At 65.9% G+C, this 26,755-nt stretch carries 25 protein-coding genes and 1 tRNA gene; 13 read left to right on the top strand and 13 right to left on the bottom strand.

Annotation, left to right across the window (positions count from 1 at the left end; all coding sequences use genetic code 11):
• The first annotated feature begins 1 nt into the window (after position 1).
• From TZ53_RS10600 to TZ53_RS10620, 5 genes are all read left to right on the top strand, one after another.
• Positions 2 to 973, top strand: coding sequence for a YihY/virulence factor BrkB family protein (locus TZ53_RS10600; RefSeq protein WP_044661240.1), 972 nt, complete (start codon positions 2 to 4; stop codon positions 971 to 973).
• Positions 970 to 1,776 (top strand): enoyl-ACP reductase FabI, encoded by an 807-nt coding sequence (gene fabI, locus TZ53_RS10605; protein WP_025552145.1) that lies wholly within the window; start codon positions 970 to 972, stop codon positions 1,774 to 1,776. Before TZ53_RS10600 ends, fabI begins: the two co-directional genes overlap by 4 nt.
• Before the next feature lie 89 nt (positions 1,777 to 1,865).
• Positions 1,866 to 2,954 carry a chorismate synthase gene (gene aroC / locus TZ53_RS10610; protein ID WP_044661241.1) on the top strand — a complete coding sequence of 363 codons (1,089 nt, stop codon included), beginning with the start codon at positions 1,866 to 1,868 and terminating at the stop codon, positions 2,952 to 2,954.
• Between the two features lie 325 nt (positions 2,955 to 3,279).
• The gene (locus TZ53_RS10615; protein ID WP_044661242.1) at positions 3,280 to 5,058 is read left to right on the top strand and encodes an SLC13 family permease; all 1,779 of its coding nucleotides are present in this window, start codon (positions 3,280 to 3,282) and stop codon (positions 5,056 to 5,058) included.
• 111 nt (positions 5,059 to 5,169) lie between these two features.
• Positions 5,170 to 5,958: a PhzF family phenazine biosynthesis protein gene (locus tag TZ53_RS10620; protein WP_044661243.1), complete on the top strand. Its 789-nt coding sequence runs from the start codon at positions 5,170 to 5,172 to the stop codon at positions 5,956 to 5,958.
• A 75-nt stretch (positions 5,959 to 6,033) separates the two neighbouring features.
• Here TZ53_RS10620 and TZ53_RS10625 read toward each other — a convergent pair whose 3' ends face one another.
• Complete coding sequence (locus TZ53_RS10625; RefSeq protein WP_044661244.1) at positions 6,034 to 7,155, bottom strand: serine hydrolase domain-containing protein; 1,122 nt, start codon at positions 7,153 to 7,155, stop codon at positions 6,034 to 6,036.
• Positions 7,156 to 7,193: 38 nt separating this feature from the next.
• On the opposite strand from TZ53_RS10625, the gene TZ53_RS10630 reads away from it, so the two are divergent.
• The 4 genes from TZ53_RS10630 to TZ53_RS10645 all read left to right on the top strand — a co-directional run bounded on the left by TZ53_RS10630 (position 7,194) and on the right by TZ53_RS10645 (position 11,085).
• Complete coding sequence (locus TZ53_RS10630; protein WP_044661245.1) at positions 7,194 to 7,508, top strand: hypothetical protein; 315 nt, start codon at positions 7,194 to 7,196, stop codon at positions 7,506 to 7,508.
• Between the two features lie 84 nt (positions 7,509 to 7,592).
• Positions 7,593 to 9,365 (top strand): DNA helicase RecQ, encoded by a 1,773-nt coding sequence (recQ, locus tag TZ53_RS10635; protein WP_025551867.1) that lies wholly within the window; start codon positions 7,593 to 7,595, stop codon positions 9,363 to 9,365.
• A gap of 107 nt (positions 9,366 to 9,472) precedes the next feature.
• Positions 9,473 to 9,901 carry a TIGR01244 family sulfur transferase gene (locus TZ53_RS10640; protein ID WP_025551865.1) on the top strand — a complete coding sequence of 143 codons (429 nt, stop codon included), beginning with the start codon at positions 9,473 to 9,475 and terminating at the stop codon, positions 9,899 to 9,901.
• Positions 9,901 to 11,085, top strand: a complete 1,185-nt coding sequence (locus tag TZ53_RS10645; protein ID WP_044661246.1) for an NAD(P)/FAD-dependent oxidoreductase — start codon at positions 9,901 to 9,903, stop codon at positions 11,083 to 11,085. Before TZ53_RS10640 ends, TZ53_RS10645 begins: the two co-directional genes overlap by 1 nt.
• Before the next feature lie 787 nt (positions 11,086 to 11,872).
• Here the strand turns inward: TZ53_RS10645 and dmeF are convergent.
• Positions 11,873 to 12,868: a CDF family Co(II)/Ni(II) efflux transporter DmeF gene (gene dmeF, locus TZ53_RS10655; protein ID WP_044661248.1), complete on the bottom strand. Its 996-nt coding sequence runs from the start codon at positions 12,866 to 12,868 to the stop codon at positions 11,873 to 11,875.
• Positions 12,865 to 13,137: a metal/formaldehyde-sensitive transcriptional repressor gene (locus TZ53_RS10660; protein WP_044661249.1), complete on the bottom strand. Its 273-nt coding sequence runs from the start codon at positions 13,135 to 13,137 to the stop codon at positions 12,865 to 12,867. Before TZ53_RS10660 ends, dmeF begins: the two co-directional genes overlap by 4 nt.
• A 75-nt stretch (positions 13,138 to 13,212) precedes the next feature.
• Here TZ53_RS10660 and crtY point away from each other — a divergent pair, with 75 nt between their 5' ends.
• The 4 genes from crtY to TZ53_RS10680 all read left to right on the top strand — a co-directional run bounded on the left by crtY (position 13,213) and on the right by TZ53_RS10680 (position 17,770).
• Positions 13,213 to 14,373, top strand: a complete 1,161-nt coding sequence (gene crtY, locus TZ53_RS10665) for a lycopene beta-cyclase CrtY (protein ID WP_044661250.1) — start codon at positions 13,213 to 13,215, stop codon at positions 14,371 to 14,373.
• Positions 14,374 to 14,386: 13 nt separating this feature from the next.
• Positions 14,387 to 15,868 carry a phytoene desaturase gene (locus TZ53_RS10670; protein ID WP_025552140.1) on the top strand — a complete coding sequence of 494 codons (1,482 nt, stop codon included), beginning with the start codon at positions 14,387 to 14,389 and terminating at the stop codon, positions 15,866 to 15,868.
• A 12-nt stretch (positions 15,869 to 15,880) separates the two neighbouring features.
• Positions 15,881 to 16,462 carry a TIGR00730 family Rossman fold protein gene (locus TZ53_RS10675; protein ID WP_044661251.1) on the top strand — a complete coding sequence of 194 codons (582 nt, stop codon included), beginning with the start codon at positions 15,881 to 15,883 and terminating at the stop codon, positions 16,460 to 16,462.
• Between the two features lie 354 nt (positions 16,463 to 16,816).
• Complete coding sequence (locus tag TZ53_RS10680) at positions 16,817 to 17,770, top strand: phytoene/squalene synthase family protein (RefSeq protein ID WP_044661252.1); 954 nt, start codon at positions 16,817 to 16,819, stop codon at positions 17,768 to 17,770.
• A 101-nt stretch (positions 17,771 to 17,871) separates the two neighbouring features.
• Here TZ53_RS10680 and TZ53_RS10685 read toward each other — a convergent pair whose 3' ends face one another.
• The 10 genes from TZ53_RS10685 to rpoN form a co-directional block, all read right to left on the bottom strand.
• Positions 17,872 to 19,215 carry an ammonium transporter gene (locus TZ53_RS10685; protein WP_025549956.1) on the bottom strand — a complete coding sequence of 448 codons (1,344 nt, stop codon included), beginning with the start codon at positions 19,213 to 19,215 and terminating at the stop codon, positions 17,872 to 17,874.
• Positions 19,216 to 19,226: 11 nt separating this feature from the next.
• Complete coding sequence (locus TZ53_RS10690; protein WP_013847864.1) at positions 19,227 to 19,565, bottom strand: P-II family nitrogen regulator; 339 nt, start codon at positions 19,563 to 19,565, stop codon at positions 19,227 to 19,229.
• Between the two features lie 275 nt (positions 19,566 to 19,840).
• Entirely contained in the window at positions 19,841 to 20,416 is a 576-nt protein-coding gene (locus tag TZ53_RS10695; protein WP_044661253.1) for a DUF924 family protein, read from the bottom strand.
• Positions 20,417 to 20,471: 55 nt separating this feature from the next.
• Positions 20,472 to 21,914 carry a metalloprotease TldD gene (gene tldD, locus TZ53_RS10700; protein ID WP_044661254.1) on the bottom strand — a complete coding sequence of 481 codons (1,443 nt, stop codon included), beginning with the start codon at positions 21,912 to 21,914 and terminating at the stop codon, positions 20,472 to 20,474.
• Positions 21,915 to 22,239: 325 nt separating this feature from the next.
• On the bottom strand, positions 22,240 to 22,467 hold the full coding sequence (locus tag TZ53_RS10705) for a zinc-finger domain-containing protein (RefSeq protein WP_044661255.1): 228 nt from the start codon (positions 22,465 to 22,467) through the stop codon (positions 22,240 to 22,242).
• Between the two features lie 55 nt (positions 22,468 to 22,522).
• A complete protein-coding gene (locus TZ53_RS27140; protein ID WP_165363344.1) occupies positions 22,523 to 22,696 on the bottom strand; it encodes a hypothetical protein in 174 nt (57 codons plus the stop codon).
• An 88-nt stretch (positions 22,697 to 22,784) separates the two neighbouring features.
• Positions 22,785 to 22,860: transfer RNA gene (locus TZ53_RS10710), tRNA-Val, on the bottom strand.
• Between the two features lie 85 nt (positions 22,861 to 22,945).
• A complete protein-coding gene (locus TZ53_RS10715; RefSeq protein WP_172668313.1) occupies positions 22,946 to 23,950 on the bottom strand; it encodes a winged helix DNA-binding protein in 1,005 nt (334 codons plus the stop codon).
• Between the two features lie 257 nt (positions 23,951 to 24,207).
• Positions 24,208 to 25,059, bottom strand: coding sequence for a D-amino-acid transaminase (locus TZ53_RS10720; RefSeq protein WP_044661257.1), 852 nt, complete (start codon positions 25,057 to 25,059; stop codon positions 24,208 to 24,210).
• A 161-nt stretch (positions 25,060 to 25,220) separates the two neighbouring features.
• On the bottom strand, positions 25,221 to 26,735 hold the full coding sequence (gene rpoN, locus TZ53_RS10725) for an RNA polymerase factor sigma-54 (RefSeq protein WP_044661258.1): 1,515 nt from the start codon (positions 26,733 to 26,735) through the stop codon (positions 25,221 to 25,223).
• Between the last annotated feature and the right edge of the window lie 20 nt (positions 26,736 to 26,755).

The following is a 26,755-nucleotide window of genomic DNA, read 5'->3' on the forward strand; positions in this document are numbered from 1 at the left end:
AATGCCGCAGCCGTCCCCCTATTCACCGGAGTCCCGTCGCCAGCGGCTCACCGAAGAAGCCCGCACCAAGTTCCACCGCCAGATCGCCCGGGTGCGCCCCGGCAGCCATGCCTTCGAAATCGCGAAGCGGGTGGCGGTCGGCACCTATAGCGACGGTTTCATCCATGCGGGGAACCTTGCCTATCTTTCGCTGATGACTTTGTTCCCTTTCTTCATCGTGGCGGCGGCGGTGGCGAGCATCTTCGGCCGGTCGCAGGACGGGCTGGCGGCGGTCGGCGCCTTTCTGGAAACGGTGCCGCCCGGCGTCGCGGAGGTGGTGCGCCAGCCGATCGTCGATGTGCTCAACGCCCGCACGGGGCCGCTGCTCTGGCTGGGCGGGCTGGTCGGGCTGTGGACCGTCGGCAGCCTCATAGAGACGATCCGCGACATATTGCGCCGCGCCTATGGCACCAGGAGCACGCGCCCCTTCTGGCATTATCGCCTGACCGCCATCGGCATCACCCTGGTCAGCGTGTTCGCGGTGATGTTCGCCTTCTCCATGCAGGTGATCATCACCGGCATCGACCAGTTCCTGCACCAGATCCTGCCCTTTGCTGACCAGGCGATACAGATCGTCGGCCTGACCAAGCTTGCGCCCATGGCGATCCTGTGCGTCGCGCTCTATTATCTCTACGTTTCCCTGACCCCCAGCCTGTACAAGGATCCGCGCTTCCCGAAATGGCCCGGCGCCATCGCCACGGCGCTCTGGTGGTACGGCGTCACCCTGCTGCTGCCGGTCACGCTTTCCATGCTCGGCGGCTATGACATGACCTATGGCAGCCTGGCCGGCGTGATGATCACCCTCATTTTCTTCTTCCTTGTCGGGCTTGGCGTGGTAATTGGCGCGGAATTGAATGCGGCGCTGGCGGAGTTCCCGGAAGAGGAAGCCGCGGCCGCCGCGCAGGTCGACAAAGGGAATGGGACGACGAAATGACAGGCTTGATGGCGGGAAAACGCGGTCTGATCATGGGGCTGGCGAACGACAAGTCGCTGGCCTGGGGCATATCGAAGGCGCTGCACGCCCAGGGGGCGGAACTGGCCTTCTCCTATCAGGGCGACGCGCTGGCCAAGCGGGTCAGGCCGCTGGCGGAGGAACTGGGTTCCGACTTCCTGATCGACTGCGACGTGTCGGACATGGAAAAGCTCGACGCCGCCTTCGAAGAGGTCAGGGCGAAGTGGGGCAAGCTGGATTTCGTGGTCCATGCCATCGGCTTTTCCGACAAGAATGAGCTGCGCGGCAAATATGTCGACACCAGCCTGGAGAATTTCCTGCTGACGATGAACATCTCCGCCTACAGCTTCGTCGCCGTCGCCAAGCGCGCGCGGGCGCTGATGGCGGAGGGCGGCAGCCTGCTGACGCTCAGCTATTATGGCGCGGAAAAGGTCATCCCGCATTATAACGTCATGGGCGTGGCCAAGGCGGCGCTGGAAACCAGCGTCAAATATCTGGCGATGGACCTGGGCCCGGAAAATATCCGGGTCAACGCCATCTCCGCTGGACCGATCAAGACGCTGGCGGCGAGCGGCATCGGCGATTTCCGCTACATCATGAAGTGGAACGAACTGAACAGCCCGCTCCGCCGCAATGTGACGATCGAGGATGTGGGCGGCGCCGGCCTCTATCTCCTCTCCGACCTGGCGGCGGGCGTGACCGGCGAAGTCCATCATGTCGACGCGGGCTACAATGTCATCGGCATGAAGGCCGAGGACGCCCCCGACATCGCGCTGGACAAGTAACAAAACCCTCTCCCGCCGGGAGAGGGAGGGCCCCGGCGCGAAGCGCTGGGAGGGTGAGGGCGAACCACCTCACCCAAAGGGCAGGGATCATGAGCTTCAACACATTCGGCCGCGTCTTCCGCTTTTCGACCTGGGGCGAATCCCACGGTCCCGCCATCGGCGCGATGGTCGACGGCTGCCCTCCGGGCCTGTCGCTCAGCGAAGCCGACATCCAGCCCTTCCTCGACAAGCGCAGGCCCGGCACCTCCAAATTCACCACCCAGCGCCGCGAGCCGGATGAGGTGCGCATCCTCTCCGGCGTGTTCGAGGGGCGGACCACCGGCACCCCGATCAGCCTGATGATCGAGAATACCGACCAGCGTTCCAAGGATTATGGCGAGGTCGCCAAGGCCTATCGCCCCGGCCATGCCGACTATGCCTATGACGCCAAATATGGCTTCCGCGACTATCGCGGCGGCGGGCGATCCTCGGCACGGGAAACCGCCAGCCGCGTGGCGGCCGGCGCGGTGGCGCGGCTCGTCATCCCCGATGTCGACATCTTCGCCTATGTCAGCGAAATCGGCGGCGACGCCATCGATCCGGCCCGTTTCGACGCGAGCGAGATCGACAGCAACCCCTTTTTCTGCCCCGACCCGGAAGCGGCGAAGCGTTGGGAGAAACTGGTCGATGACGCCCGCAAGGACGGCTCGTCGCTCGGCGCGGTGGTCGAATGCGTCGCCAGCGGGGTTCCGGCGGGCTGGGGCGCGCCGCTCTATGCCAAGCTGGACAGCGAACTGGCCGCCGCGATGATGAGCATCAACGCGGTCAAGGGCGTGGAGATCGGTGACGGCTTCGCCGCCGCCCGCCTGCGCGGCGAACAGAATGCCGATCCGATGCGGCCCAATATGGACGGGGGCAATGACGGCAACCCCGTCTTCCTCGCCAACCATGCGGGCGGCATTGCGGGCGGCATCTCCACCGGGCAGCCGGTCAAGGTCCGCATCGCCTTCAAGCCGACCAGCTCGATCCTGATCCCGGTCGAAACCGTCACCCGCGAAGGCGTGGCGTCGGAGATCATCACCAAGGGCCGCCACGACCCCTGCGTCGGCATTCGCGGCGTGCCGGTGGTGGAAGCGATGATGGCGCTGGTGCTGGCGGACCAGAAGCTGCTCCACCGCGCGCAATGCGGTGAAGTCTGAGTCAGGCGTCCCCATGCTCCTGCAAGGGCAGGAGCCCGCAGGAGAACCGCGTTCACCGCCGCAATATAACGCGCCGAATCGAGCCATTATTTCGATAAAGGCAGGATTTGCGCGAGACGACTCAGCCAATCTGCGGTAACATCATCGTCACAGATCGCCCGCGGGAGGGCGAGCGGCAGTGCGTAAGCCTGGGGAGCGTCACCATGGTTTCCATGGATTGACGGTCAAAACGTCCCCTTCAGCCGCGAACACGGGCCAGCCATGCAACCATGGCTGGCCCATTTCGTTCAGGCAGGACGCGAAAACGCGATCCGGGGCACAAGGCATGCATTTCATCACCGCGCTGATCGGCATCTATCGCGCGGAAATCGGACTTCTCATCCTCGCCCTGATGTTCGTCGCCTTCGTGCGCGAACGCTATTCGCCCACGGTCGTCTCCGTGGTCGGGGCGTGCGTGTTCGCGGCGCTGGGCCTGCTCGACGAAAAGGACCTGTTCTCCGTCTTCTCCAACAGTGCGCCGCTGACGGTGGGCGCGATGTTCGTGCTTTCCGGCGCGCTGATCCGCACGGGGACGATCAATCGCGTTGCCGACCTGGTCATGGCCCGCGCCCAGCGCCACCCGCGCCTGGCGCTGGCCGAAGTCACGCTCGGCACGGTCATCCTCTCGGCCTTCCTCAACAACACGCCCGTGGTGGTGCTGCTGATCCCGATCATGTTCAAGCTGGCGCAGGCGACCGGCTATCCGGTGAAGAAGCTGCTGATCCCGATGAACGCCGTTGCCGTGATGGGCGGTTGCGTGACGCTGATCGGCACATCGACCAACCTGATCGTCGCAGGCATCGCCGCCGAGCAGGGCATGGCGCCCTTCGGCATATTCGACATCACGCCCTATGGGCTGGCGGGGGTCTTGGCCGGCGTCGCCGCGCTGACCGGCCTGTCCTTCCTGCTTCCCGGCGATCCGCCCTCCATCGCGGGGGAGGATGGCGGCAATGTGCAGGATTATCTGACCGAACTCACCCTGTCGCGCGACAGCGACCTCATCGGCCGCACGGTCGGCTCCCTGTCGATCATCGGCCGCTCCGCCAGCCTGCTCGGCCTCAAGAGGGCGGGGGAGATACGGCGCCGGGGGATAGAGGAAGAGGAACTGCACGCCGGCGACCGCCTGCTGGTCCATGCCGACGGCGCGACGATCATGACCCTGCGCGAATCCGGCGATTTCGAAATCGGGCTGGCCGCGGCGTCGGAGACTCCGGGCGGCGGCACCGTCATCGAAGCGATGATCGCGCCCAGCCATCCGTCCATCGGGGAACGGCTGATCGACATTCCCTTCCTGCACGCGCTGCGGGTGCGGATCATCGGCATCCACCGGGCGCGTCACCTGCCGGGTCCGGACCTCAGCGAAACCCGCGTGCGCGGCGCCGACCGCCTGCTGATCGCGGGCAGCGACGACAGCATCCGTTCGCTCAAGGACAATGCCCATCTGATCGGCGTCGACATCAGCCGCACCCGCGCCTTCCGCCCGCGAAAGGCATGGATCGCCATTCTTGCCCTGACGGCGGTGGTGCTGCTCTCGGCCGTCGATCTCATCGGCATCGGCCTTGCCGCCTTCATCGCCGTGGGCGTGATCCTCGTCACCCGCTGCATCGACCCGGAGGAAGCCTGGGCCGCCATCGACGGCGACGTGCTGATCCTGATCTTCGCCATGCTCGCGGTCGGGCTGGCGCTCGAACAGGCGGGCAGCGTCGCGCTGATGGTCGGCTGGATCGAGCCGCTGCTCGCCGCCGCTCCGGCATGGACGCTGGTGTTCCTCATCTATTTCTTCGCGCTTCTGCTGTCGGAACTGCTCAGCAACAATGCGGTTGCGGCGCTGCTCACGCCGCTCACCATCGCGCTCGCCCATCAACTCGGCGCTGATCCGCGTCCGCTGGTGATCGCGCTGATGATCGGCGCGTCGGCCTGCTTCGCCACGCCGATCGGTTATCAGACCAACGCGCTCGTCCATGCGGCGGGCGACTATCGCTTTTCCGATTTCGTGCGCATCGGGATTCCGCTCAACCTGATCGTCGGACTGGCGGTCTGCACCACGCTCACCCTTCTGGCTTGAGGAGCGGGCCTGGCCTGAGGAGCCGGGCGACGCCAAGCCATTTTCGGCGGACCGGCCCTGTCCCCGCATCGAACGCATCGTCATGATGGCCCGAAAACCAAAGGATTGCCCGTGACCAGCCTGCCCATCATTCAGGTCGACGCCTTCGCCGACGCTCCCTTCACCGGCAATCCGGCCGCGGTCATGCCGCTCGGCCGATGGCTGGACGATGCGACGCTTCAGGCGATAGCGGCGGAAAATAATCTGTCCGAAACCGCCTTCACCGTGCCCACGCCCGACGATCCGGAGGCGGACTATGCGCTGCGCTGGTTCACGCCCGCCGTGGAGGTCAAGCTCTGCGGCCACGCCACGCTGGCGAGCGGCCATGTGCTGATGGGCGGGCGTACCGCCGTCCGCTTCCGCACGCGGGAAGCGGGCATCCTGACCGTGTCGCGGGACCGCGACGGCTATGGCCTCTCGCTCCCGGCCTGGCCGACCGCGCCCAGCCCGCTGCCGGAGCTGGCGGCGGCGATGGGCGGGGACGTCCTCGAAACCCAGTGGCGCGAGGGCGGCTTCGCGATCTTCGTCTATCGCGATGCCGCCGCGATCCATGCGCTGGAACCGGACTTCGCGACGCTGAAGAAGGCGGGGCCCCTGCTGCTCATCGCCACCGCACCCGGCGAGGACAGCGACATGGTGAGCCGCGTCTTCGTTCCTGGCGCGGGCATAGACGAAGACCCGGTGACCGGCTCCGCCCATTGCCTGCTCACGCCCTATTGGGCGAAGCGGCTCGACAAGATCAGGCTGACGGCATTTCAGGCATCGCAGCGCGGCGGGCGCTTAACGTGCCGGCTTTCAGGCGACCGGGTGATCCTGACGGGCGCCTGCCGCACGGTGATCGAAGGCAATTTCCTGCTTTGAGAGGTGGCGATGGCTGAGGCCGTCCGGCCAATTCCAGCCAACCGGCGGCCCTGCGCAAAGAAAATAGAGGTCAGTTCACCGCGAATAAAGCCCGACGAGCTTCGCCAGCCCCGTCTTCAGCGCATCGCGCTCCTCCTTCGTGGGCGACATGCCCAGCCGCACGACCGTCAGGCGCTGCGAAGGCGAAACCAGTATATATTGCCCGCCATGCCCGACGCAGCCGAACAGGCTGCGCGGCGCCCGCCCCGGCATCAGCGCGCTGTCCTCGCTGTCCCGGTTCAGCCACAGATGCGCGCCATAGGCGGCATTGCGGGGCGAGGGCGCGCGCATATAGTCGATCCACTTTTCCGGCACGATCTGATGCCCCGCCACGCCGCGCCCGTGATTGCGCAGCAATTCCCCGAAGCGGGCATAATCCCGCGCCGTCATATGCATGAAGCTGCCGCCGATCATCGTCCCGGCCGCATCATATTCCACCGCCAAGCTGTCGAGGCGCGCCGGAATCTTCAGCCGCCCGTCGATGAACATCTGCATCGCCCGCCGCCGCACGTCGGGATCGGTGCTGTTGGTCAGCATCCGCGCCATCAGGTCGGCCAGGATGACGCTGTTGCCGGTCGAATAGGAAAAGGCGGTCCCAGGCGCATGGGCAAGCGGCTTGGCCTCCGCAAAGGCGCCCATGTCCTGCGCTCCGTCGGTGAACAGCATCCTTATCGTGTCGGCCTCCGCCAGCGGTTCCCTGTCCTCGACATGATCGAGGCCCGACGTCATGGCCAGCAACTGCCGCAGGGTGATGCGCCCTCGCGGATCGCCCGGCTGCCCCCAGGCCGCGACCGGCACCGGCGAATCGAGCGCCAGCCGCCCGTCCGACACCATCAGCCCGATCAGCACCGCCGTCACGCTCTTGGCCGTGGACCAGGACGGCAGCTTCGTCCGCGGCCCATAGCCCGGCGCATAGCGCTCCGCCACGATTTCGCCATCGTGCATGACGACCAGCGCCCGGGTCTCGCCCACCGCATCCTCGAACAAAGGATCGATGGCCGCGCGCAGGGCGGCGGCGTCCGCGTCCGAATCGCCTGCGACATGGTAGACCGGCTCCGGCCCGGCGGCGCGCACCGTCCACAACCCGGCCACGGCCAGAATCGCCAAAATCCCGCCCGGCATGCCAAGGCGCTTTACGCTGTTCCGCTCAAGCCTCATAAGCCGCGGCCTTAGCATGGAGCGCGGGAAAGGGGAGCATGTCCGGTCGCCGGAAATGGATTTATGGGGTTTTGGCGGTGGCCCTGCTGCCGCTGGCGCTACTGGCGTGGAACTGGAGCGCCCTTCGCGCCCATGCCCAGGTCGGCGCGGGCTTCGGCGCGCGCGTCACCTGCTCCTGCCGCTATATGGAAGGCCGGTCGATGGAAAGCTGTCATGGCGACAAGGAACCCGGCATGTGGGCCGTGTCGCTGAAGGACATGCCCGAATCGCAATCGGTCAACGCGGCGGTTCCGCTGCTCGCTTCGCGCACGGCGCGCTATCGCAAGGGCTGGGGCTGTCTGCTGGAGCCTTGAGCTTCCATGGTCATCCCGGCTTTCGCTGGGATGACCATGTGGGAAGCTGGCCCCAATCCCCTCAAAGCGCTACAGCCCCTTCCCATGCGTCCTGACATCCCGACCCTCCTCCACGATGTTTTCGGCTTTCCCGGCTTCAGGGGCGTGCAGGAACAGGTGGTCAGCCGCATCATGGCGGGGCAGGCGACGCTGGCGATCATGCCGACCGGCGCGGGCAAGTCTCTCTGCTACCAGCTTCCCGCCGTCGCGCTCGAAGGCTGCTGCGTCGTCATATCGCCGCTGATCGCGTTGATGCACGACCAGCTTCGCGCCGCGCAGGCGGTCGGCATCCGCGCCGCCAGCCTCACCAGCGTCGACGCCGACTGGCGCGAGACGCAGGACCGGCTGCGCAATGGCGATCTCGACCTGCTCTATGTCGCGCCGGAGCGCGCCAGCGGGGAGGGGTTCCGCAACCTCCTGCGCGCCGCGAAGATCGCCCTCTTCGCGATAGACGAAGCCCATTGCGTCTCCGAATGGGGCCATGATTTCCGCCCGGACTATCGCCTGCTGCGCCCGCTGCTCGATGAATTTCCGGACGTTCCCCGTCTCGCACTGACCGCGACCGCCGACCACCACACCCGCGACGACATCCTTGTCCAGCTTGGCATTCCCCGCGAAGGCCTGATCATCGCGGGCTTCGACCGTCCGAACATCCGCTACGCCGTCCATCCCCGCGATGGCCTGCCCCGCCAGCTTTCCGACCTGATCGCCGGCCAGACCGGCCCCGGCATCGTCTACGCCCCCACCCGCGCCGCGACCGAGAAGCTGGCCGAAACCCTCAGCAAGACCGGCCGCCCGACCCGCGCCTATCATGCCGGGCTCGACCCGCAGGTCCGCGCCGCCAACCAGGCCGCCTTCATCGCCAGCGAGGATATGGTGATGGTCGCGACCATCGCCTTCGGCATGGGCATCGACAAGCCCGACGTCCGCTTCGTCGCCCATGCGGCGCTGCCCAAGTCGATCGAGGGCTATTATCAGGAATCCGGCCGCGCAGGCCGCGACGGAGAACCCGCCGAAGCGCATCTTTTCTGGGGCGCCGACGATTTCGCCCGCGCCCGGCAGCGCATCGGCGAGCTCGATCCCCTGCGCCAGCAGGGCGAGCGCGCCCGCATCACCGCGCTGGGCGGGCTGGTCGAAACCGGCACCTGCCGCCGCGCCATATTGCTCCGCCATTTCGGGGAAAATCCCCCGCCGGGCTGCGGCAATTGCGACAATTGCCTCAATCCGCCGCCCAGCATCGACGCGACCCAGACCGCGCGCAAATTCCTGTCCGCCGTTTACCGCACCGGCCAGAGCTTCGGCGTCGGCCATATCGAGCAGGTGCTGACCGGCGCCGTCACCGACAAGATTCGCGAACGCGGCCATGACAGGATTTCGGTCTACGGCATCGTCGACGGAGAGGAGACGGCGTTGCTGCGCCCCGTCTCCCGCGCCCTGCTGGTGCGCGACGCGCTCCAGACCAACGAGCATGGCGGGCTGGAATTCGGCCCCAATGCCCGCCCGATCCTGCGCGGGGAGGAAGAGGTCAGCCTGGTCCTCCCGCCCCGCAAGGAACGCCGCCGCAAGAGCGCCCGCAACGGCAGCGCGGAAAATCCGGTGGGCGATCCGCTGTTCGACGCCCTGCGCGCCTGCCGCCGCGCACTGGCGCAGGAGGCGGGCGTGCCGCCCTATGTGATCTTCCACGATTCGACCCTGCGTGAAATGGCGGAGCAGCGCCCGACGAGCCTCACGGAACTCGGCCACATCAGCGGCGTGGGACAGCGCAAGCTCGACGCCTATGGCGACGCCTTCCTCGCGGCGATCCGCCCTTATCTTTAGAACGGAAGAATTGACCTGCTCCTGCGAAGGAGCATGCTGCTCTGTAGCCTACCCTCTTGAATCCCGCCGCCCACAAGCGCAAGGAGACCCGAAAAGGAGTCCCGCCCATGTTCCGCCAGCTCACCAAAAGCCTCTACGTCTCCCCACAGATCAGCGTCGATCAGGTGGCGGAAGCCAAGGCGCTGGGCGTGACGGTGATCATCAACAACCGCCCCGACGACGAGGAGCCGGGCCAGACCAACGGCGCGGAGATCGAAGCCGCAGCCAGGGCCGCCGGCATCGCCTATGCCGCCGTCCCCGTGGCCCATGGCGGCTTCGCGCCCTGGCAGCTCGACGGCATGGCCGCCGCGCTGGAGCAGGCGGGCGAGGGCAAGATACTCGCCTATTGCCGTTCCGGCACGCGCAGCACCTTGCTCTGGGCGCTGACCCGCGCCCGCGCGGGCGACCATCCGGCGGCGCTGACCGAGCAGGCCGCCTCCGCCGGCTATGACGTCACGCCCGTCCGCCAGATCATGGACGCGCTCGCCGCCGGTTGATGGCTTCCCCAGCGGAAACCTATGACGCCATCGTCCTGGGCGCTGGCGGCGCTGGCCTGATGTGCGCGGCCGTGGCGGGCCAGCGGGGCAGGCGCATCCTCGTCATCGACCATGCCGACCAGGCAGGGAAGAAAATCCTGATTTCCGGCGGCGGCCGCTGCAACTTCACCAATATCCACACCGCGCCCGACCGCTACCTGTCCGCCAACCCTCATTTCGCCAAATCGGCGCTGGGCCGCTACACGCCGCAAGATTTCCTCGGGCTTGTCGAACGCCACGGCATCGCCTGGCACGAAAAGACTCTGGGCCAGCTCTTCTGCGACCAGAGCGCGCGCCAGATCGTCGCCATGCTGCTGGCCGAATGCGAGGCGGGCGGCGTCGCGATCCGGCTCGGCCACGCCATCGCCGCCGTCACCCATGCCGACGGCCGGTACTGCGTCACCCATGGCGACAGGACCGCCACGGCCCCGGCGCTGGTCATCGCCACCGGCGGCCCCTCCATCCCCAAGATCGGCGCAACCGCCCTTGCCTATGACCTCGCCCGCCAGTTCGGGCTCAAGGTGGTGGAACCCCGACCGGCGCTGGTGCCCCTGACCCTCGGCGGCGAAGAGCTGCTCTTCCGCTCGCTCTCCGGCGTCTCGACCGAGGTCATCGCCCGCCATGGCAAGACCGCCTTCCGCGAAGCCGCGCTGCTCACCCACCGGGGCCTATCCGGCCCGGCGATCCTGCAGATTTCATCCTATTGGCGGCATGGCGATGCCATCGCTCTCGACCTCCTGCCCGACCAGCCGCAAGGCTGGCTGACGGAGGCGAAGCGCGGCAGGCCGCGCGCCACGCTGACGCAATGCCTGCGCGGCCACCTGCCCGACCGTCTGGCCGACGCCTTGGCGGAGCGGCTGGCGCTTCCCGGCGACCTGGGCAACATCCCGGATCGCAAGCTGCAGGACGCCGAACGCCGCCTGTCGGCCTGGCCCTTCACGCCCAATGGCACCGAAGGCTTCGCCAAGGCGGAGGTCACAATCGGCGGCATTTCGACCGCGGGATTGTCCTCGCAAACGATGGAAGCGCGCCACCTGCCCGGCCTTTACGCCATAGGGGAAGCGGTCGACGTCACCGGCTGGCTGGGCGGCTATAATTTCCAATGGGCCTGGGCGAGCGGCTGGGTAGCGGCCCAATATCTCTAGAGCGCGCTGCGTTACATCAGACGCAGGCCGCGCGCTCTAAGCTTTTGTTGCCGCATCGTTTAAGCGCAAAACCGGTTCCCACTTTTGCGCACGATGCTCTTAAAAAAGCAGCCCCGGCGCAAGGGAACGCCGGGGCCACAAAGAGGGATGTCCCGGCGGGAGGGGGGAGAAGGCCGGGACAAGAGGGAAATAGGAAGAGCTATTTCAGTTTCAAGATGCTACGGAGAATTTTCTTCGGGCTGATGCGTCTACTTCGCGCCTCACAATGGCTGATAGGGAACAGTCGCCATTCAAACCCCATCATGAGGATGGAGCCAGCGCCGGTCATCCCCGCCTTGGCTTCAACATCGACCGAGCGTCAGGATATCTCCCTATGCATTTCCGCCGGAGCCGACCCGAACGCCATCAGAGCCGCATTGATCATCTGCCGGTGGGCGTCGCTTCCCCTTGCCACATCCCGCCAATCCTGCCCGGTCATCGATCCATGACTGTCCTGCCAGATTTTGGAGGCGACCGAGTCCACTTCATCGGCGGTGGGCCTTCGCTGTTCAGCGAAACATTCCATCAAGAGGGCGTGAAAAACCTTTCCCGCAAAGGGCTTTGCAACCGGCATAAAGCCTCCTCTCCGACGGTATTTTATAGATTTCCGTAAGGGAAATTGAATGGCCGCCCGAGTCGAGTCAAGCCATGCCGATCTGCCATCGTGGTGAATTTCCGCCTTAACCCGGCGGTTTCGCTGCTCTAACTCTTAAGGATTATCTCTTCGGTAGCGGAGTCTGCGGGCTGGCTATCCGCACTCCACCGTCACATGCTCCATGCGCGGCAGGGCGCGGACCTGGCGGCGCACGGCGGCGACATCGGCGCCGGGGGCCAGGCTGACGATCGCGGCATGGGCATGCGGCCCGATGCGCCAGACATGCAGGTCGCGGATGGTCGCCCCTTCCGTCTCGGCCAGCGCCTTGATCCGCGCCATCAGCGCCGGTTCGGCCGTGTCGAGCAGGATCGCGGCGGTATCCTTCATCAGCCCCCAGGCCCAGCGCGCGATCACCACCGCGCCCAGCAGGCCGACGGCGGGGTCCAGCCACCACCAGCCCATATAGCGCCCCGCCAGCAACGCCATGATCGCCAGCACCGACGTCAGCGCGTCGGTCAGCACATGCACATAGGCGGCGCGCAGATTATTGTCGGCATGGCCATGCCTGTGATCATGATCATGCCCGTGATCATGCCCGTGATCATGGCTATGGTCGTGTCCCAGCAGCAGGGCGCTGATCAGGTTGATGATCAGGCCGATCACCGCGACCAGCGTCGCTTCGCCAAAGGCCACCTTCACCGGTTCGAAGAAGCGCATCACGGACTCGACGGCGATGAACAGGGCGGTGAAGGCCAGGATCAGCGCGGATGCGAAGCCGGACAGGTCGCCCACCTTGCCTGTCCCGAACGTATAGCGCGGGTTGCGCGCATGCCGCCGGGCATAGCCATAGGCGGCGGCCGCCACCGCCAGCGCGCCGGCATGGGTCGCCATGTGGAAGCCGTCGGCCAGCAGCGCCATCGACCCGGTCAGCCAGCCGAAGACGATCTCGACCACCATGGTCGCCGCGGTCAGCCACACCACCCAGATCGTCTTGCGGGCATTCTCGTCATGTCCGCGCGTCAGGTAGATATGGTCGAAATAATGGCTTTCCTCGCCATCATCCGCATTGGCCACCGGAATGCCATGCACATGATCATGGCCCTCGGGATGATGGTGGCCGCCATGGCCATGGTCGTCGTGCATGCTCATTTCCCGTAGCGCCGGATCAGCGCCAGCATTTCCTCCGCCGCGGTCTCTCGCGCTGCGTCGCTGATGCCCGGCCGGGCGACATGTTCGCGCATATGCTGCTCGATCAATTCTTCCATCAGGCTGCCGACCGCACCCCGCACGGAGGCGACGAGTTGCAGCGTTTCCGAACAACCCGCATCGCCCGACAATTGCCGTTCTACGGCGCCGATCTGCCCCGCGATGCGCCGCACCCGCGCCAGCAGCTTGTCCCGATCCGCCACGATATGCATAGGGTACCCCCCTATACTATGCCGGTGTGAAAATCAATCCGTGCATTTCCCCGCGCAGCCCCTAACAAGGGTGCGATGGCGACCATGACCGATTGCGACGTGGCGATAGTGGGCGGCGGCCTTGCCGGCAGCCTGACCGCGCTCGCCCTCGCGGCGCGCCACCCGCATGTCTCCCTGCGCCTGCTGGAAAGCGACGATCGGCTGGGCGGCAATCATATCTGGTCCTTCTTCGACAGCGACGTTGACGCCGGGGACCGCTGGCTGGTCGAGCCCCTGATCGCCCATCGCTGGCCGGAGGGTTATGAGGTCCGCTTCCCCGGCCACTGCCGCCAACTTGCCGTGCCTTATAACAGCATCACCTCGGCGCGCCTCGACGCCCATGTCCGGGAGCGGCTTGGCGATGCCGTGCTGACCGGCGCGCAGGCCACCGGGCTGACGCCCACCAGCGTCACCCTGTCCGACGGCCGCGTCGTCCGCGCCAAGGCCGTGCTCGACGCCAGAGGGGGCGGCGATCTTTCCGCCCTGCGGTGCGGCTGGCAGAAATTCGTCGGCCAGACCCTGCGCCTCCGTGCCCCGCACGGCCTTTCCCGTCCGGTCGTCATGGACGCCACGGTCGAGCAGATGGACGGCTATCGCTTCGTCTATCTGCTGCCCTGGGACGAACGGACCGTCTTCGTCGAGGATACTTATTATAGCGACACGCCGAACCTCGACGTGCCCATGCTCGGCGCCCGGATCGCCGCCTATGCGCGGGCGCGGGACTGGCAGGTGGAGGAGGTCGTCCATGGCGAAAGCGGCGTCCTTCCGGTCGTCCACGGCGGCGATTTCGACCGCTTCTGGCCGCAGGACGATCCGGTCGCGCGGCTGGGGGCAAGGGCGGCGCTATTCCAGCCCATGACCGGCTATTCCCTGCCCGATGCGGTGCGCTTCGCGCTGCGCCTGGCGAATGAATGGCCGGTGGAGGGGCAACTGCTCGCCCAGGCCACGCGCGGTTGGGCGCGGGACCATTGGCGGCAGGGCGCTTATTACCGGTTGCTCGGCCGCATGCTGTTCGGCGCGGCCAGACCGGACCAGCGCTGGCGCATCTTCGAACGTTTCTATCGGCTTGATCCCTCCCTTATCGGCCGCTTCTATGCGGGCCGCTCGACGCTCGGGGATCGCATCCGCATCTTGTGCGGGCGGCCCCCCGTGCCCATAAGGGACGCCATGCGCGCCCTGTTGAGCCCTCCCGCCTGATGAACCGGACCCGATGAACCGGAAAGCGATCGTCATCGGCGCGGGCTTCGGCGGCCTTGCGCTGGCCATCCGCCTGCAATCCGCCGGAATCGACACCACTCTGGTCGAGGCGCGCGACCGTCCGGGGGGCCGCGCCTATATGTGGGAAAAGGACGGCTTCGTCTTCGACGCCGGGCCGACCGTCATCACCGATCCCGATTGCCTGGGCGAGTTGTGGCGCCTTTCGGGCCACGACATGGCGGAGGATGTCAGCCTCGTCCCCGTCTCCCCCTTCTACCGGCTCAACTGGCGCGACGGCACGAATTTCGACTATTCCAACGACGAAACCGCCCTCCGCGCCCAGATCGCCCGGCTCAATCCGGAGGATGTCGCGGGCTATGAAAGCTTCCTCGACTATGCCGACGGCGTTTATCAGGAGGGGTATCGCAAGCTCGGCTCGGTCGCCTTCCTCGACTTCGCCTCCATGGTCCGCGCCGCGCCCGCGCTGATGAAGCATCAGGCGTGGCGCTCCGTCTATTCCGTGGTTTCCTCTCATGTGAAGGATGAGAAGCTGCGGCAGGCGCTCTCCTTCCACACGTTGCTGGTCGGCGGCAATCCGATGCAGACCAGCTCGATCTACGCCCTGATCCACAAGCTGGAGAAGGATGGCGGCGTCTGGTTCGCCAAGGGCGGCACCAACCGCCTCGTCCAGGCGATGGCCACGCATTTCGAGCGGCTGGGCGGCACGCTGCGCCTCGCCGATCCGGTGGTGCAGATCGAAACCTATGGCGACCGCGCCGTCGCCGTGCGCACCGCTTCGGGCTGGCGGGGGGAGGCGGATGCCGTCGCCTCCAACGCCGACCTGATGCACAGCTATCGCGACCTGATCGGCCATCATCCCAGGGGCGAGAAACAGGCGGCGAAGCTTGCCCGCAAGCGCTGGTCGCCCAGCCTGTTCGTGCTGCATTTCGGCATCCGGGGAAGCTGGCCGGGCATCCCGCACCATATGATCCTGTTCGGCCCGCGCTATGAAGGGCTGCTGACCGACATCTATGATTATGGCGTGTTGCCGCAGGATTTTTCGCTCTACCTGCACCATCCGACCGTCACCGACCCCAGCATGGCGCCGGAGGGCCATTCGACCTTCTACGCGCTTGCCCCGGTGCCGCATCTGGGCAAGCTGCCTATCGATTGGGACCGTTTCGCGCCGGCCTATGCGGAACGTATCCTAGACGAGATCCAGCATCGCCTGATTCCGGACATCCGCTCGCGCATTGTGACGCGGTTCCATTATGCGCCGCCAGACTTTCGTCGCGACCTGTCGGCGCATCTGGGCAGCGCATTCAGCCTGGAGCCGCTGTTGACCCAGAGCGCCTGGTTCCGCGCGCATAATCGCGACGACGTCATTCCCAACCTCTATCTGGTAGGGGCGGGCACGCATCCGGGGGCGGGCATTCCCGGCGTGGTCGGCAGCGCCAAGGCGACGGCCGCATTGATGCTGGAAGACCTGGCCTGACATGAAGGATTTATGAAGAGACTGGCTGTCTATTGCGGCTCGGCCACCCCGGCCGATCCCGCCTATGTCGAATCTGCCCGCGATGTCGGACGCATCCTAGCCGAACGGGGCATCGGCGTCGTCTATGGCGGTGGCCGGCTGGGACTGATGGGCGCGGTGGCCGACGCGGCGCTGGCAGCGGGCGGCGAAGTGATCGGCGTCATCCCCGAAGCGCTGGTCGGGGCCGAAGTCGCCCATCGCGGCTGCACGGAACTGCACGTCGTCCAGACCATGCACCAGCGCAAGCAGCTTTTCACCGACCTGTCCGACGGCTTCGTGACCTTGCCGGGCGGCGTCGGCACGATGGATGAATTGTGGGAAGCGATCAGTTGGGCGCAGCTCGGCTATCACCGCAAGCCGGTCGGCCTGCTCAATGTCGCGGGCTTCTATGACCAACTCATCGCTTTCAACCAGCATATGGTGGAGGCGGGCTTCATCCGCGCGCAACACGCCAATATCCTGATCCATGCCAACGCGATCGAGGCATTGCTCGACAGGATGGCGGCCTATCAGCCGCATGAAACCATCTTCGCGATGAAGGCGGATCGGTTGTGATCCCATAGCAGGACCCGTTCCGAGAAACGGGAAGCGCTGAGCCACGCTGCGGACAAATTCGGAATGCCGGGAAATGGCCAATTCAGGACATTCCCCTCCCGTAAACGGGAGGGGTTAGGGGTGGGCGCGAGCGTAGCGAGCTTCTGACTTAGCCGTTGCAAAACGGCGCAGATGCCGCGCCAGCCCACCCCCTAACCCCCTCCCGCCTGCGGGAGGGGGAATGTCCGCAATCCACCCAAATCACCCAATCCGGCGAGTCTTGAATTTGTCCACGCCGGATAGCCGTTTCTCAACTTCGCTCGAAATGAACGGAGGTCGGGTGACTTTGGCGCCTGCGCAGGGCATGTCCTGACCATGTCCTCCGAATTTCCTGACCGCCCCTCCCTCATCGCCCAGGCTCGCGACAGCATCGCCAGGGGTTCCAAATCCTTTGCGCTCGCTTCCAGACTCTTCGACCGTTCCACCCGCGAACGGGCATGGCTGCTCTACGCCTGGTGCCGCAAATGCGACGACATCGCGGACGGGCAGGACCATGGCGGCACGATGCGCGGCGTCGCGGACGGTCAGGCGCGCCTCTCCACCATCCGCGTGCTGACCGGTTCGGCGCTTCAGGGCGAACCCACCGGCGATCCGGCCTTCGACGGCTTCGGCCTCGTCATGCGCGAATGCGCGATTCCGGAGCGCTACGCTCATGACCTGATCGAAGGCTTCGCCCTCGACGCACGCGAATGGCGCCCGCGCAGCGAGGCGGACATGCTGCGCTACTGCTACCATGTGGCGGGCACGGTCGGCTGCATGATGGCGATCCTGATGGGCGTCGATCCCGGCGACGAAGCCACGCTCGACCGCGCCTGCGACTTGGGCCTTGCCTTCCAGCTCGCCAATATCGCCCGCGACATCAGCGAGGATGAGGCCGCCGACCGCTGCTACCTGCCGGAGGAATGGCTGGTCGAAATGGACATCCCGCCGGGCGAGCATATGAAGCCGTGGGTCCGCCCGCGCCTCGCCATCCTTGCCCGTCGCATGGCCAACATGGCCGCCGCCTATGAGGAAAGCGCCCGCCACGGCACCGGCGCCCTGCCGCCGCGATCCGCCTGGGCGGTCCTCGCCGCCGCCGGCATCTATGGCGACATCGCCCGAGAAGTGGCGCGCCGGGGCGACCATGCCTGGGACCATCGCGTCACCACGCCGAAAGGCGACAAGCTCCGCTGGGTCTTTCGCGCGGGCCTTCAGGTGCCGGGCCGCGCCCGCCGCTGGCCCGCCGGAACATCGCGGCCGGACATGCTCTGGACCCGCCCCCGGACCTGACAAAAAAAGGGACCGATACTTGCGCATCGGTCCCAAGGCATGTTCGCAGGAGGAACAAGGTGGGGCGGGCGGGCCGTCCTTACCGGCCCGCCCTGCCAAACTTACGGGTTGTAGGCGCGCTCGCCATGTTCGCCGAGGTCGAGGCCTTCCAGTTCGACCTCCTTGCTGACGCGCAGGCCAGTGACCGCCTTGGCGATGAAGATGGCGATGGCGGTGCCGATCGACGCCCAGACGATGGTGGTCAGGACCGCTTCGATCTGGACGACCAGCTTGGCGCCCATGTCATAGTCCGCAGCGCCCGGACCGCCCAGCGAGGGCGAGTAGACGATGGCGGTGCCGATGGCGCCGATCATGCCGCCGATGCCGTGGATGCCGAAGGCGTCCAGCGAGTCGTCATAGCCGAGCTTCGGCTTGAGGACGGTGACGGCATAGAAGCAGACGATCGAAGCGACGGCGCCCAGGACGATCGCGCCGAAGGGTCCGGAATTGCCGGCGGCCGGGGTGACGGCGACCAGACCGGCGATGATGCCCGAACAGAAGCCCAGGGCCGAACCCTTGTGGCCGTTGACGCGCTCGGCAAGCATCCAGAACAGACCGGCCGAGGCGGTGGCGACGAAGGTGTTGATCATCGCGAGAGCGGCCGAGCCATTGGCTTCCAGCGCCGAACCGGCGTTGAAGCCGAACCAGCCGACCCACAGCAGGCCGGTGCCGACACCGGTCAGCGTCAGGCTGTGCGGCGGCATCGGTTCCTTGGGGAAGCCCACGCGCTTGCCCAGAATGAGGCAGGCGACCAGCGCCGAGACGCCGGCGTTGATGTGCACCACGGTGCCGCCCGCGAAGTCCAGCGCGCCAGCCTTGAAGAACAGGCCACTCGCCGCCCAGACCATGTGCGCGATCGGGAAGTAGACGATGGTCAGCCACACGATGGCGAACACCATCACGGCCGAGAATTTGATGCGCTCGACCACCGAACCCAGCACCAGCGCCACGGTGATCGCGGCAAAGGTCATCTGGAAGCTGACGAACACATATTCGGGGATTTCGACGCCCGCGGTGAAGGTCGCCGCCTGCGATGCGGGCGTGATGCCCTTCAGGAAGGCCTTGTCGAAGGTCGAGATGAAGTTGCTGAGGCCGCTGGTGTAATCCGGGCCGAACGCCATGGAATAGCCGTAGATCACCCAGATCAGCATGGCGAGGCAGGCCACGGCGCCGATCTGCGTCATGACCGACAGCATGTTCTTTGTGCGGACCAGGCCGCCATAGAACAGCGCCAGGCCGGGCAGGATCATCGCCAGCACCAGGACCGTGGAGGTCATCATCCAGGCCGTATCGCCCTTGTCGACGGTGGCCGCGGGCGCGGCGGCCTGTGCCCAGGCGGGCATCGCGGCGAACAGCGACAGGCCCATGGCCCCCGCGACGCCGCTAAGCTTCTTGGAAAAGGTCATTAATTCCCCCCTTACAGAGCGGTTTCGCCGGTTTCGCCGGTGCGGATGCGCACTGCCTGCTCGACATCGAGAACGAAGATCTTGCCATCGCCGATGGCGCCGGAATTGGCGGCGGCCTGGGTGGCTTCCACGACGCGCGGCGCGAGGTCGTCGTCGCAGACCACCTCGATCTTGATCTTCGGAACCATGTTGGTCGAATATTCGGCGCCGCGATAGATTTCGGTCTGCCCCTTCTGGCGGCCGAAGCCCTTCACTTCGCTCACCGTCATGCCGGCGATGCCGAGCGAGGAAAGTGCCTCGCGGACATCGTCAAGCTTGAACGGCTTGATGATAGCCATGACAAGTTTCATGTCGCCCCCTGTTACTGGTGTGCGACAAACTACTCAGCAAGAGGCGTGCCAATTCGTAAAAGGCGGGTTAATGCGGGCTTTTGATGCGGTGCGTCAAAACAGGGCGCTGAAAAAATGGGCAGCGCCAGGACGATGCTTAAAAATTAGGCACGGCCGTTGCCTATGATCAGGCCCCCAATTGGGATGGAGCCATCAGCCCAGTCGTAACGAAGTCATCCCCAACGTCATGCTGAAACAGTCCAGCATGACGGAGTGGGGAAAGCCTTACCAAGCCTTCACCAACTCCCACCTTCCTTCGCCGCTTCTTCCTCGCCCGGTCTGTTCGCGCGACCCAGCGTCGCATTACGATGCGGAAAGCGGCCGAAGCGTTCAATCATCTCATAATGCTCCCGCGCAAAGGCCAGCGACTTCTCGTCGCCCGCTCCCTCGAACAGGCTCAGCGACAGTTTCTGGTCGTCCCGCGCTTCGCTGTGCTGGAAGGGCATGTAGAAGAACAGACGCCCCGCCCCGCCGATCTGGATGTCATAGCCATGGGCAACCGCACCGCGCGCCACTTCCCTGGCAAGAGGATCGGTCGAAAACGCCGCCGCCGATCCCCTGAACATGTTGCGCGGCAACTGGTCGAACAGCAACACCGCCGCCAGCGCGTCATCGGCCCGCTCCAGAAACTCTTCGGCGGGCAAATGGCGCTTTTCCTCCCATAATGCGCGGAAGCGCGCCTGACAGGCCCGGTCCAGCGCCGGATCATGGCTCCACCACCCCTGTTCCCCGATCCGGTTGAACCAGAAATCCAGCAGGGCAGCCGCCCAATCGGCGGTCACCGCATCATGGCTGTCGGTCAGCATGTTCATGAAAGAGATAAAGACGCACTCTCACGCTGGTTCCTCCGCCCGTGGCGTTGGTGCCTCAGGTCGCCGTGCCGCCCACGGTAAGGCCCTCCATCAGCAGGGTCGGCTGGCCCACGCCCGCCGGCACGCTCTGCCCGGCCTTGCCGCACATGCCGATGCCTTCGTCCAGCGCCCAGTCATGGCCGATGCCGATCACCTTGGTCAGCGCCGTCGGCCCGTCCCCGATCAGCGTCGCGCCCTTGATCGGCTCGCCCAGCCTGCCATTCTCGACCTTATAGGCCTCGGTGCAGGAGAAGACGAACTTGCCCGACACGATGTCGACCTGCCCGCCGCCGAAGCTTTTCGCGAAAATGCCCGACTTCATCCGGCTCAGCAGCTCTTCCGGATCGTCCTGTCCGCCCTTGATGAAGGTGTTGGTCATGCGCGGCATCGGCGCATGGGCATAGCTTTCGCGGCGGCCGTTGCCGGTGGGTTCGACGCCCATCAGCCGGGCGTTCAGCCGATCCTGCATATAGCCCTTGAGGATGCCGTCCTCGATCAGCACATTTTCCTTCGTCGGCGTGCCCTCGTCATCGATGGAGAGCGAGCCGCGCCGGCTCATGATCGATCCGTCGTCGACCACCGTGACGCCCGGCGCGGCGACCCGCTGGCCCACGCGGCCGGAAAAGGCGCTGGTGCCCTTGCGGTTGAAGTCGCCCTCCAGGCCGTGCCCGATGGCTTCATGCACCAGCACGCCCGGCCAGCCCGGTCCCAGCAGCACGGTCATCTCGCCCGCGGGCGCGGCCACGGAACGCAGGTTGACCCGCGCCTGCGCCAGCGCCTCGTCAATGGCGCGGTTCCAGATGGCGGGTTCCATCACCTCATCGTAGAGATAGCGCCCGCCAATGCCGAACACGCCCGTCTCCCGGCGGCCATTCTCCTCCAGGATGACGGAGACGTTGAGCCGCACCAGCGGGCGGATGTCGGTCGCGGTAAAGCCGTCGGCGCGCACGATCTCGACCACCGACCAGCTTCCCGCCAGGCTCACCGACACCTGCGCGACGCGCGGATCGCGGGCGCGGGCGGCGGCGTCGATGGCGGCGCAGAGCGTCACCTTCTCGGCAAAGGGCACGATCTCCAGCGGATTGACGTCGGTATAGAGATGGCGGTTGGTGTGCTGCGGCGGCGGCGCGGGCTGCCCCTTGGCCGGATCGAGCAGCGTCAGCGTCTCGGCCGCCCGGCGGATCGCGGCTTCGCTGATGTCGTTGGCATGGGCGAAACCGGTCATCTCGCCCGACACGCCGCGCAGGCCGAAACCCGCATCGGTCGAATAATCGGCGGTCTTCAGCCGCCCATCGTCGAAGCCGAAGCTCTCGCTCGCCCGATATTGCAGGTAGAGTTCGCCATCGTCGCAGCCTTTCAGCGCCTCGGCGGTCAGGCGGCGCGCGCCGTCGGGATCGAGGAGGCCGGGCCGGTAGAGCAGGCCGCGGGCGTCGGTGAACTGGGGAGCAGCATCGGTCATGCCGTCCGATATAGGGGCGGCAGAGGCTAGAGCCAATCGACATTCAGCCTTGACGGCCTGCAAATGACGCTTTTCCGTGGTTCCGGTGCTCACCTACTTTGAGTAGGCTGCGCGCCGGGTCACGGAAAACCATCATTTTACCTTCGGTGGTCTTCGGCTCGGCTCGTCATCATCTGAATGTCGATTGGCCCTAAGCCAATTAAAAAGGCATTTCCATCATCCCCGCGAAGGCGGGGATCCATCTCCCCCACTCGCGTCAGGCGGAACGTGCAGGAGATGGATTTCCGCCTTCGCGGGAATAACGATTTGAATGGGATTGCCCTACTTAAAGGCTAGCGCCCGAAGGAATATCCGGCAGCCCGGCGATTTCCGGCGTATCCGCAACGCTGCCGGTCAGCACGAAGCGGCGGTCGCAATAGCCGCAGTCGATATAGCCATGCTCATCGATCTCAAGGAAGACGCGCGGATGGCCGAGCGCGGCGGGAATGTCGCCCGAACCGTCGCAGGAGATGCGGGACTTGGTGACTCGGATGATTTCAGGCGGCTGGATCATGGCCGCACCGATTAGCAGCGCTGGCGCTGCGCCGCAATATCCGTGGAGACGGGGCTTACATCAGCAGCAATGGCGGCTTCTTTTTCGGGCAGGGCTTCTCCACGCCCAGGTCCACCGCCTTGGCCGGCGCTTCCCAATCCAGGCAATCGCGGGCGGCCGCCAGCGAAACCGGCGAAAACATCAGCAGGAAGGGGGCCACCGTTCCAGCGAGAAGAAGCGTGAGAGACATGATGCAAGTGCCTCACAAAAGCGTTCCGTTGCCGGAACCTTACGCCATTCCCCCGGCCGCGGGAACAGCTTTCTCCAAGAAGGGGGCATGGTGGGCGATGACGGGCTCGAACCGCCGACATCCTCGGTGTAAACGAGACGCTCTACCAACTGAGCTAATCGCCCGATGCCTGTCCTGATGCCAAGCGTCCGGTGCGCGCCTATCTACGGCAATCCGGGCGTCGGTCAAGCGGCGATGCGCACCGGTACGTCATGCGCAAAGGAAACGGCGGCTGGCGGTGAACCAGCGGGTCAGCGCCTCCGCCGTGTGGTCGGCCAGCGCGATGAAGACGCGGCGCCCGTCATGCGGATCGGCCTGCCTGTCGACAAAGCCCATCTCGGTCAGCGTCCTGATCCAGCGCAGCGCGGTGGTGGGCGGCACGGCCGATGCGATGCACAGGCTGGACACGGACACGCGCTCATGCTCCAGCCGCGCCGCCAGCAGGTCCAGCAGCATGTCCCAGGCCGGGTCAGCGAACAGATCGGCGGGCAGGAAATCGTCGCGCAAGCGACGCGCCCGCAACAGGTCGCGCACCTGCGCCGCTTCCAGGGCCGCGGCATCGGCGGACTTGTCGGCGCTCCCGATCGGTTCCAGCGCCGGCATGCCGATATAGTCGCTCGGCTCGTCCGATATGCGGGGCCCCAGGTCGAAGGACGGCGTCGCATGGCGCGGGCGCAGCGTCAGCGCCTCCAGCGTGCGGGCGAGGCGGCTCACCTCGTCGCTCAACTGTTGCAGCCGCAGGCCTTCATTATCCCGGTTCGCCTCGTGCAGCGATTCGGACGGCCTCTGGCGGGCGGCCGCCAGAAGGGCGGCGGCCAGATCCGTATGCCCCGGCCGGCAAAGCAATTGCGTCCGCTCGCTGCGCAGACAGGCATAGGCAAGATCGACGGTTCCCAGATCGGCCACTAATATGACCGGCATGTCGTTCTGCAGCGCCAAGGTCTCGATCTGCACCAGCAGCCGCTCGATCATCGGATCGGGCGTCGGGCAGAAGCACAGGATGATGTCGCAGCCGATCTGCACGTCCAGCCGGGTCGACGCCTGGTCCAGCGGCACCGTGCCCAGCAGCCGAAGGCCCGCCGCCTGGCTCAGCATCGCGGCGTCGTCCAGATAGATGTCGTCGGCCAGGATCAGCAGGCCCGGCCGTTCGTCGCGCGCGCCGAAGGGTTGGTCCAGGGATGCGCCGAAACCGATCTCATCATGATCCAAACCCACGCCGAAAATCTCCATCCTGTTTGTTCCAGCTTATCGCAACGCCGTCGTTACGCAGCCAAACCATTCTCCATTATGGAGATAATGCCGCCCATCGCGTTCATGGAGCGCCCTGTAAACGGCTCTTTTCCAGCCTCACCGTAACGGACCGCCAAAATGGAGCCTCGATCCCCGCCGAAATGGCGGGAATGGCGGCATTCCCTTAGTTCATCCGAAATGGATCAAGTTTTGCGCGTTCTTTTGCTCAAACCGCCTTTTGCTCAGACAGCGGTGCGCCGCGCAAAGTCGATATAGAGCGCGCGCAGCCGCATCGCGAGCGGGCCGGGCTTGCCGTCCCCAATGGCCCGGCCGTCGATCCGCACCACCGACTGGCAGAGCGTCGAAGCGCTGGTGATGAAGGCTTCCTTCGCCGCCAACGCTTCCGCAACGGTGAAGGGGCGGCGGACGATGGCGATGCCGCTTTCCTCCGCCAGCGCGGTCAGCGCCGCGCCGGTGCAGCCCGCCAGCACCGCCTGACTATAGGGCCGGGTGACGATGCCCTCCTCCGTCACGATGAAGGCCGTGGACGAAGCCCCTTCGGTGACGAAGCCGTCCTCGACCATCCAGGCCTCCTGCGCGCCTGCTTCGGCGGCGGCGCGCTTGGCCATGGCCTGGGCGAGCAGGCCGACGCTCTTGATGTCGCGCCGCGCCCAGCGCAGGTCGGGCATGGTCGCGACCGCGATCCCGTTGCGCACGGCGGGCACGTCGAGGAAAGGCTTGGCCTGGACGAACATGACCAGCGTGGGCTGGATGCCGGGCGAGGGCAGGAAATCGCGGGTCGCATCGGCGCCGCGGGTGATCTGGAGATAGACCAGCCCTTCGGCCAGCGCATTGCGCGCCACCAGTTCCTTCTGTGCCGCCTCGATCTCCGTCAGGGAGAGGGGCAGGGCGATGCCGATCGCTTGGGTGGACCGCTCCAGCCGGGCGAGATGGGACGCGCTGTCGACCAGCTTGCCGTCGATCACCGCCGCGACCTCATAAATGCCGTCCGCGAACAGGAAACCGCGATCCAGCACGGACAGCTGGGCTTGTTCCAGCGGCAGGAAGCGGCCGTTCAGATAGGCGATGGACATGGGATGACGATGAAATCCTTGAGGGAAGAGGGGGTCGATGTTGCCGCTTGTGTCGGCCGGGTCAAGCTTATGAGCGGATTTGTACCCTCTCCCCTTCGTCATGCTGAAGCAAGTTCAGCATGACGAAGGGGAGAGGGGGGCTCTCCGCGTCTAAACCCGCGCTAAGCCGCCTGCCCGCGCAACGCCTTCTGCCGCCGCCGCTGCACCGATGACCCGATCCCCATCGCCTCGCGATATTTGGCGACGGTGCGGCGGGCGATGTCCATGCCCTTGGCGCGCAGCAGGTCGACCAGCGTGTCGTCGGACAAGATGGCGTCGGGCGTCTCGGCCGCGATCAGCGCCTTGATGTGGCTCTTGACTGCCTCGGCCGACACCGCGCCGTCGCCCCCGGCCGCAGAAACGCCGCTGGTGAAGAAATATTTGAGTTCGTAAAGCCCGCGCGGGCAGGACAGATATTTGTTCGACGTCACCCGGCTGACGGTCGATTCATGCATCTGGATCGCATCCGCCACGGCCTTCAGCGTCAGCGGCTTCAGATGCTCCACCCCCTTGCGGAAGAAATCCTCCTGCTGGCGGACGATCTCGCTCGCGACCTTGATGATGGTTTTCTGCCGCTGGTCGAGCGCCTTGACCAGCCAGTTGGCGCTGGCGAGGCAGTCGGCCAGCCAGGCCTTGGACGTCTTGTCCTGCGGACCGGACGCCAGCTCGACATAATAGGTCCGGTTGATCAGCACGCGGGGCAGGGTGGCGCTGTTGACCTCGATCGCCCAGCCCTCCCGCGTCGGCCGCACGAACAGGTCGGGCGTCACCGGCGCCGCGCTCTCGGTGGAAAAGCGCAGGCCGGGCTTGGGATCATAGTCGCGCAGCTCGCGGATCATGTCCGCCATATCCTCCTCGTCCACGCCGCAGATCCGGCGTAGCTGCGGCAGCGCCCCCTTGGCGAGCAGGTCCAGATTGGCGAGCAGCTTCGCCATGCAGGGATCGTAACGATCGACCTCCTTGGCCTGCAACGCCAGACATTCCGACAGCGACCGCGCACCCACTCCGGTCGGATCGAAAGCCTGGATCACCGCCAGCACCTGTTCGACCTGAAAGAGCGGCACCCCCATGCCATGGGCGGTCTCCAGCAGATTGGCCTCCAGATAGCCGGCCTCGTCGATCTGCCCGATCAGTTGCGCGGCGATCATCAGGTCCATGCCCGACAGCGCGCTGCGGGCCTGATCCATCAGATGTTCCTGAAGGCCCTGCTCCGGATTGGCGAAACTGTCGAAATCCGGCGCCTCGCCGCTGCCGCCGGACAGCAGGTCCATGCCGCCGGAACCGATGGCCGCCGTCGCCATCCGGTCGCCCGGCCCATCGTCGATGAAGGTCTCCGCGCTATAGTCGACGTCCAGCGGCGAATCCGCGCCGCCCAGACCCTGGCCGATCAACTGGTCGGCATCGCCGGTCTCGGCGCGCAGGTCATGCTGTTCCGCCGCCCGGTCCACGCCGTCGGCGGGCGGCGCGAAATCATCCGCTCCGCCGGATTCCAATAACGGGTTCTTTTCCAGTTCGCCCGCGACGAACGCCTCGATCTCCAGATTGGACAGCGCCAGCAGCTTGATCGCCTGCTGAAGCTGCGGCGTCATCACCAGCGACTGGCTCTGCCGCAGGTCGAGACGGGGCGCGAGCGCCATCAGCCTTCCCCCTCGCCGCC

The organism is Sphingobium sp. YBL2 (genome assembly GCF_000943805.1).
Lineage (GTDB): Bacteria > Pseudomonadota > Alphaproteobacteria > Sphingomonadales > Sphingomonadaceae > Sphingobium > Sphingobium fuliginis.